This is a genomic window from Burkholderia reimsis (assembly GCF_003294055.1).
Lineage (GTDB): Bacteria > Pseudomonadota > Gammaproteobacteria > Burkholderiales > Burkholderiaceae > Burkholderia > Burkholderia cepacia.
In genome coordinates this window covers 23,534-30,077 of sequence record NZ_QMFZ01000063.1, presented here as the reverse complement: position 1 = coordinate 30,077, position 6,544 = coordinate 23,534, and the positions used below count along the sequence as shown (strand labels likewise).

7 protein-coding genes, 1 tRNA gene and 1 pseudogene are annotated in these 6,544 nt (G+C 62.8%); 6 read left to right on the top strand and 3 right to left on the bottom strand.

The annotated features are described in order from the left end of the window. The 3 genes from DPV79_RS38985 to DPV79_RS38975 all read left to right on the top strand — a co-directional run. Positions 1 to 209 (top strand): AMP-binding enzyme (locus DPV79_RS38985; protein ID WP_408732989.1); only part of this gene is annotated, 209 nt, incomplete at its 5' end. Positions 210 to 292: 83 nt separating this feature from the next. After that, positions 293 to 637: a DUF4212 domain-containing protein gene (locus DPV79_RS38980; RefSeq protein WP_113047913.1), complete on the top strand. Its 345-nt coding sequence runs from the start codon at positions 293 to 295 to the stop codon at positions 635 to 637. A gap of 3 nt (positions 638 to 640) precedes the next feature. After that, on the top strand, positions 641 to 2,656 hold the full coding sequence (locus DPV79_RS38975; RefSeq protein ID WP_113047912.1) for a sodium:solute symporter family protein: 2,016 nt from the start codon (positions 641 to 643) through the stop codon (positions 2,654 to 2,656). A 63-nt stretch (positions 2,657 to 2,719) separates the two neighbouring features. Here DPV79_RS38975 and DPV79_RS38970 read toward each other — a convergent pair whose 3' ends face one another. Continuing rightward, positions 2,720 to 3,373 (bottom strand): hypothetical protein, encoded by a 654-nt coding sequence (locus tag DPV79_RS38970; protein WP_244321885.1) that lies wholly within the window; start codon positions 3,371 to 3,373, stop codon positions 2,720 to 2,722. Positions 3,374 to 3,728: 355 nt separating this feature from the next. Here DPV79_RS38970 and DPV79_RS38965 point away from each other — a divergent pair, with 355 nt between their 5' ends. Beyond that, positions 3,729 to 4,112: a lysozyme inhibitor LprI family protein gene (locus tag DPV79_RS38965; RefSeq protein ID WP_244321884.1), complete on the top strand. Its 384-nt coding sequence runs from the start codon at positions 3,729 to 3,731 to the stop codon at positions 4,110 to 4,112. Positions 4,113 to 4,794: 682 nt separating this feature from the next. Here DPV79_RS38965 and DPV79_RS38955 read toward each other — a convergent pair. Together DPV79_RS38955 and DPV79_RS38950 are read right to left on the bottom strand one after the other, a co-directional pair. Further along, positions 4,795 to 4,885 (bottom strand) — tRNA-Ser (locus tag DPV79_RS38955). A 57-nt stretch (positions 4,886 to 4,942) separates the two neighbouring features. Then, a pseudogene (locus DPV79_RS38950) lies at positions 4,943 to 5,131 on the bottom strand (hypothetical protein); the annotation flags it as partial. Between the two features lie 155 nt (positions 5,132 to 5,286). On the opposite strand from DPV79_RS38950, the gene DPV79_RS38945 reads away from it, so the two are divergent. Further along, entirely contained in the window at positions 5,287 to 5,916 is a 630-nt protein-coding gene (locus DPV79_RS38945; protein ID WP_021163610.1) for a LysE family translocator, read from the top strand. A gap of 45 nt (positions 5,917 to 5,961) precedes the next feature. Beyond that, entirely contained in the window at positions 5,962 to 6,378 is a 417-nt protein-coding gene (locus DPV79_RS38940) for a hypothetical protein (protein WP_021163609.1), read from the top strand. The last annotated feature ends 166 nt before the right edge of the window (positions 6,379 to 6,544 follow it).

Here is a 6,544-nt window from a genome sequence, read left to right as displayed (position 1 = left end):
CGAAGACGCTGCGCGACTGGGTCGGCAAGCAGATCGGGCCGATCGCGAAGCCGAAGGACATCCGCTTCGGCGACAACCTGCCGAAGACGCGCTCGGGCAAGATCATGCGGCGCCTGCTGCGTTCGCTCGCCAAGGGCGAAGCGATCACGCAGGACACGTCCACGCTCGAGAACCCGGCCATCCTCGAGCAGCTCGCCGAAGTGCGCTGACCGTACCGGTTGCGCATCACGCGCACGAGCCCCTGCGCGGCAATCCCGATTGCCCGCGCAGGGGCTTTTTGTTACATAACGGCATGACCGTTCCGACCCGATCCGCGCCTGCCGCGCCACCGCCCGTTCCCGAGCCGCTCGCGCGTGCCCATGCACGCTACTGGCGCTTCAACGTCGCGCTGATCGCGGTGCTGATGGCGATCGGTTTCGCCGTGTCGTTCATCGTGCCGTTCTTCGGGCCCGCGCTCGCGAGCGTGCGCTTCGCCGGGTTCAGCCTGCCGTTCTACGTCGGTGCGCAGGGCGCGATTCTCGTGTATCTCGTGCTGATCGTCGCGTACATCGGGCTGATGCAACGCGCCGACCGCACGCTGCGCCGCGCGTACGACGATCATGCGGCACGTACCGTCCATCCGAACGGCGGGCGCTGATTCATGCTGACGCATCGACTCATCCGCGCGTATGCGCTCTACACGCTGGGGTTTCTCGGGTTCGTGCTGCTGATGTGGCGGATCGAGCGCGCCACCGGCTCCGGCGTCTGGATCGGCTACGTGTTCCTGTTCGTGCCGATCGCGGTGTACGCGGTGATCGGGCTGCTGTCGCGCACGTCCGATCTCGTCGAATACTACGTGGCCGGGCGGCGCGTGCCGTCCGCGTTCAACGGGATGGCGACGGCGGCCGACTGGCTGTCGGCCGCGTCGTTCATCGGCCTGGCCGGCTCGCTCTATACGACCGGCTACGATGCGCTCGCGTACGTGATGGGCTGGACGGGCGGGTTCTGCCTCGTCGCGTTCCTGCTTGCGCCGTATGTGCGCAAGCTCGCGCGCTACACGATTCCCGATTTTCTCGGTACGCGCTTTTCGAGCACGGCCGTGCGTGCGCTCGCGGCCGGCGCGGCGATCCTGTGTTCGTTCGTGTACCTGGTCGCGCAGATCCAGGGGATCGGCCTGATCGCGACGCGCTTCATCGGCGTCGATTTCGCGATCGGGATCTTCTGCGGGCTCGCGGGCATTCTCGTGTGCTCGTTTCTCGGCGGGATGCGCGCGGTCACCTGGACGCAGGTCGCGCAGTACATCATCCTGATCAGCGCGATCCTGATTCCGGTGTCGCTGATCGCGATGAAGAACGGGCTCGGCCCGGTGCCGCAGTTCAGCTACGGCAAGCTGATGGAGCGCGTCGCGGCCCGCGAGGCGCAGGTGCGCGACGCGTCCGACGAACAGCAGGTGCGCAACGCGTATCGACGACAAGCCGCGGACATCCAGACGCGGCTCGACCGGTTGCCTTCGTCGTATGCGGATGCACGCCGGCATCTTGCCGACCAGCTGGCCGACCTGCGGCGCCACAACGGGCCGCTGCGCGAGATCAGCCAGCGCGAGCGCGAGCTGGCGGACTTTCCGCGCGATCCGGCGGCGGCGCGGGTCGCGTGGACGCAGGCGCGTGACGACCTGCTGGCCCGTGCCGAGCCGCCCGTGCCGATGCACGAACCGTTTCCCGCCGCGAGCGATGACGAGCGCAAGCCGCGCGAGCGGAATTTCCTCGCGCTGCTGCTGTGCCTGTCGCTCGGCACTGCGAGCCTGCCGCACATCCTGACGCGTTACAACACGACCACGTCGGTCGCGTCGGCGCGGCGCTCGGTCGGGTGGACCCTGTTCTTCATCGCGCTGTTCTACCTCAGCGTGCCGGTGCTCGCGGTGCTGATCAAGTACGAGATCCTCGCGAACCTCGTCGGGCGGCCGTTCGCCGAATTGCCGGCGTGGGTCACGCAGTGGCATCACTTCGAACCCGACCTGATCAGCGTCGTCGAGGTGATTCGCGGTGGCATCGTGCACTGGTCGGAAATCCAGATGCAGCCGGACATGGTCGTACTGGCCGCGCCGGAGATTGCCGGGCTGCCGTACGTCGTGTCGGGACTGATCGCGGCCGGTGCGCTTGCCGCGGCGCTGTCGACCGCGGACGGGCTGCTGCTGACGATCGCGAACGCGCTGTCGCACGACGTCTACTACTGCATGGTCGCGCCCGACGCATCGAGCCAGCGGCGCGTGACGATCTCGAAAGTGCTGCTGCTCGGCGTCGCGCTGTTCGCGTCGTATGTCGCGTCGCTCAATACGGGGAAGATCCTGTTTCTCGTCGGCGCCGCGTTCTCGCTGGCGGCCTCGAGCTTCTTTCCGGTGCTGGTGCTCGGCGTGTTCTGGAAGCGCACGACGACGCGCGGTGCGATCGCCGGGATGGTGACCGGGCTCGCGGTGTGCGTGTACTACATCGTGTCGACCTATCCGTACTTCACTCAGCTGACGGGATTCGCGGGGCGCACGTGGTTCGGGATCGAGTCGATCAGTTCGGGAGTATTCGGGGTGCCGGCGGGGTTCGCGGTGGCGATCGTCGTGAGTCTGTTCGATCGAAAGCCGGATGACTATACGCGGGCGCTGGTGGATTACATCCGGCATCCGTGACGCGGGTGTCGTTCGGCATGCTCGCGTGCCGGGCCAGCCAGTACCGGCGCCGTGACGGGCGGGTCAGAGCGCGGAAATGCCGAGCTCGGCGCCCTTGGTCGTCTGCACCCGGCTGAAATCGCAGCTTCCGTCCGTCATCCCCTTGGCGTTCGGTATCGCGACGCACACGTACGCACGGATGCCGTGCGGCAATGCCACGTGGCGAAACTCGCCGACCTTGATCGTCGCGACCCGGTCGACGGCAAAGCGATCGTTGATCGGTGTCGCGCTCGACGGGATCGACATCGTTACTTCCGACGCGGCGTTCCCGGTTTGCGATTTCAGCGTCTGGCTGCTGCCGATCTCTCCGCTGACCGAGAAGCGTATCGCCGCCTGTCCTTCGGACACGCGTTGAACCGTGACCGCAAGCGTCGGCATGGCGATTCCCGCCGCGCATTTGCCGGCAGCGCACTCACGAACGGAAAGCAGCGTGCGAAACGGGGATGCAGGCTGACCGATGACCGACAGGTCGGTAGACGATCCGCCGTCGCGCAGCGCCTTGTCGACCGGCGGGGGAGAGGTCACCGCGACGGTGGTGGTGATCGACGGCGGCGAAAATGCCGTTGCGCAAGCTGACAGCATCGTCGAAGCGACAATCGTCATGGCGAACCCTGGACTGAATCGCATGGATCTGACTCGCGGAGCTGAAACCTCGGATATCGTCAGAAGAATACACATCTTTAGCGAGCGGTGTTCGGGGTTCGATGTGCGATGGGTGCTCGGTCCAGACGACGCAGCGGACCGGACGAGCGGGCGTGCCGGCTACGGTCAGCGTGAGCGCGGCCACGATCTGCTCCGTCGAGCACCGCTTGTGTTTCATCGCCAACCTCCCGTTCCTAACGGGAAAATTGCCGCCGACACACTAACACTCGGTTGTGTCCAGGATTCCTGGAGCAGATCAGGGTTCACGCCAGCGGCAACGAGTTGACCGAGAAACTTCCGCACGATCTTCCAGACTCAGCGTCAGCTTGCGTCAAGTCGGCAAATATTTCTCGGACTTTTTGGCGCGACCTTTTACAATAATTCTTGAATCATGCAATCAATCATTTTTAATGAATCCATGAAAAAAATCATCCCGCTTGTATTTTTAATTTTACCAATAACCTCTTTTGCTGACGAGTGTGCCAATAGCGGGAACGTATACGGCGACTTGTCTTGTACCAACCAAGCCCTCGATAAATCAAAAAAAGAACTCAATTTGATTTATCAAAAACTTTACTCTGCCACACAGTACAAGAATGAATTTGAGCAATCTCAGAAGGCTTGGCTCAATTACCGGGACAAGCAGTGCAACGGTTATATTGCAGCCGAGGCGTCGCAATCCCAAGGCGCCGGCTCCGGTCTGATCACAAAAGATTGCCTTGCCACGATAACAAAACAGCGGGTTGATTATCTAAGGACTCTTCTCGGGAAATAGTGGCCTGATGTGATGAATATAATTCGTATCGGAGACGACACCCGGCCACGGATCAAAGTCGAAACTGGTTCTACGTCAATTCGATTCGACGGCCGGTATGTCGCACGCAAAGGCGGTGATTCGTCTATGACGGACGGCGCTGTTTAACAGATGCCTATTGGATTGGCCTGGTGGAGAAACTCGATGGCTGAGCGTAGCGGGACCGCCTCCTCCCAAATGGAACGGTGAACGCCGAGCACGATTACATCGCCGTGCCCGAGCTCTTTCAAGTTTCGCGCCAGTCGCTAAGGTTCACCGCACAAGGAATTGTCCGGGATGACTAGCTGACCGTATTGAGCAGAGAATCCCGCTGCTACGGGATTCAACCTCAGCTCGATGTTTCCGCCTGTCCGCACTTCTTCGATCGCGAACAATTGGGCATCACTCAGGGCAATGGAAAAGGTGTGGCAGACAACACCGCCCCTCTGTGCTGAGACCCAGTTGAATCGGAAGATCGGGACGCACGTCCCCGGACCGGCTCGACCAGTGCCACATATCGCCGAGTCTCGCGCGCAACGGATGACCGAAGAGTCCTTGCGACGCACTTGGCAAGTCGAGGAATTGACGTTTGATGGTCGGCTTGTGAGTCGAAAAACAAAAAACCCCGTAAGTCATTGACTTTACGGGGTTTTCGATATTGTCCTGGCGGAGAGAGGGGGATTCGAACCCCCGATAGGCGATTAACCTATACACGCTTTCCAGGCGTGCGACTTAAACCACTCATCCATCTCTCCGGAAGACCGAGAGTATAGCAAACTCTGGCGGCAGCCCGCCACTCCCTTCGGCAATCGTCAGAAATCCGTCGTCATCGACAGCCATACCGACCGCGGCTCGCCTTGTATCAGGTGCTCGCCGGTCGTCGGCGACCAGTACGACTTGTTCGTGACATTTCGCACGGTTGCGCGGAACGTCGTTTTCCTGCCGAACAGTTCCGTCGCACAACACGCACCGAGATCGTAGCGGTCCGACGCCGGGATCGACGTCACGCAACCGCCGAGCGGGCCTCGGGGCGAACATGCGATCATCGACCGTTCGAATGCGTCGTCATTGTTCGCGCACGCCGGCAGCGGCCCGCGCGGCCGAAGACGGCGACGCCATCCCGTTCGCAAGCTCCCTTCAGAAGGAACGCCACGCCATGTCGCTGTCCGCCTTGCTCGCTTTTGCCCTGATCCTCTCCGTCGGCGTCGCGACGCCCGGCCCGACGGTGTTGCTCGCGATGAGCAACGGCTCACGGTACGGTTTGCGTCACGCACTGGTCGGCATGCTCGGCGCCGTTACCGCCGATGTCGTGATGGTCGCGCTGGTCGGGTTCGGTCTCGGGATGCTGCTCGAAGCATCGGAAACGGCGTTCGTCACGCTGAAGCTGGCCGGTGCCGCGTGGCTCGCCTATGTCGGTGTGCGGATGCTGCTCTCGTCCGGCGGTCGTGCTGCCGCGCAGGCAGTCGATCAGGCGATGCCCGATCGTCGGACCGCATTCCTGAAGAGTTTTTTCGTCGCAATGAGCAACCCGAAGTATTACCTGTTCATGTCCGCGCTGCTGCCGCAGTTCGTCGACCGGTCGCACGCGATCGCGCCGCAGTACGCGATCCTCGCAGCCACGATCGTCGCGATCGACGTCGCCGGGATGACCGGCTACGCGCTGCTCGGCGTGCACTCGGTGCGCGTGTGGAAAGCGGCCGGCGAGAAGTGGCTGAACCGCGTCAGCGGGTCGCTGCTGCTGATTCTCGCGGGATATGTCGCGTTGTACCGCAAGGCCGCGAACTGACGCGACGATGCTTCCGGCACACGATCTCGGCCAACCGGCCCGGCGATGAAGCCGATCGAACGCTTCGCGCTCGAAACGCACGACGGCCCGTACGAAACGTGGCCGTCGCGCACCGCCGTGCTCGTGAACGGCGAGCGCTCCGGCCTCACGGTTTCCGGTTACGTGCTGCTTCGCCAGTTCGAGACGCCGGCTGCTTATCTGCTCGTCACCGACTACGACTGCCTGTTCGAGGAGGCCGTCACGTTCACGCTCGTGTCGAAGGATCCATTGACGGAAATCGCGCGGCGCACGGTCGGCGCGATGTATGCGTCGTGCCATCTGGACGACCTCGCGTGGGCCGACGACCGGCATTTCAGCGCGACGTTCGTGGACATCGACGGACGATGGGATTTTACGATTCGTGACCGATCGGTGCCGTTCATCCTGCCCAGGCTCGGGATGAATCGCGTGCGGGATCGCTAACGCGCGATCGGTGTCCGCGAGGGCCTTGGCCCCGTGAGTGCGCCGCCTGAAACCCGCTCAAACAGGCGGTTTCATTTCTCTTTCGCATTGATCGGACATGTAAGTTTCGGCGTGTCCGAATCTCGCGTGGCCAGCCCGCATCGCGGCAGGAGCGGGGGCACCCGGG

What these genes read in the sequence shown, in the direction of transcription:
- DPV79_RS38945 (WP_021163610.1), top strand. Translation starts at nt 5,287, where the DNA reads ATGTCGCTGTCCGCCTTGCTCGCTTTTGCCCTGATCCTCTCCGTCGGC.
- DPV79_RS38980 (WP_113047913.1), top strand. Translation starts at nt 293, where the DNA reads ATGACCGTTCCGACCCGATCCGCGCCTGCCGCGCCACCGCCCGTTCCC.
- DPV79_RS38940 (WP_021163609.1), top strand. Translation starts at nt 5,962, where the DNA reads ATGAAGCCGATCGAACGCTTCGCGCTCGAAACGCACGACGGCCCGTAC.
- DPV79_RS38965 (WP_244321884.1), top strand. Translation starts at nt 3,729, where the DNA reads ATGCAATCAATCATTTTTAATGAATCCATGAAAAAAATCATCCCGCTT.
- DPV79_RS38975 (WP_113047912.1), top strand. Translation starts at nt 641, where the DNA reads ATGCTGACGCATCGACTCATCCGCGCGTATGCGCTCTACACGCTGGGG.
- DPV79_RS38970 (WP_244321885.1), bottom strand. Translation starts at nt 3,373, where the DNA reads ATGTGTATTCTTCTGACGATATCCGAGGTTTCAGCTCCGCGAGTCAGA.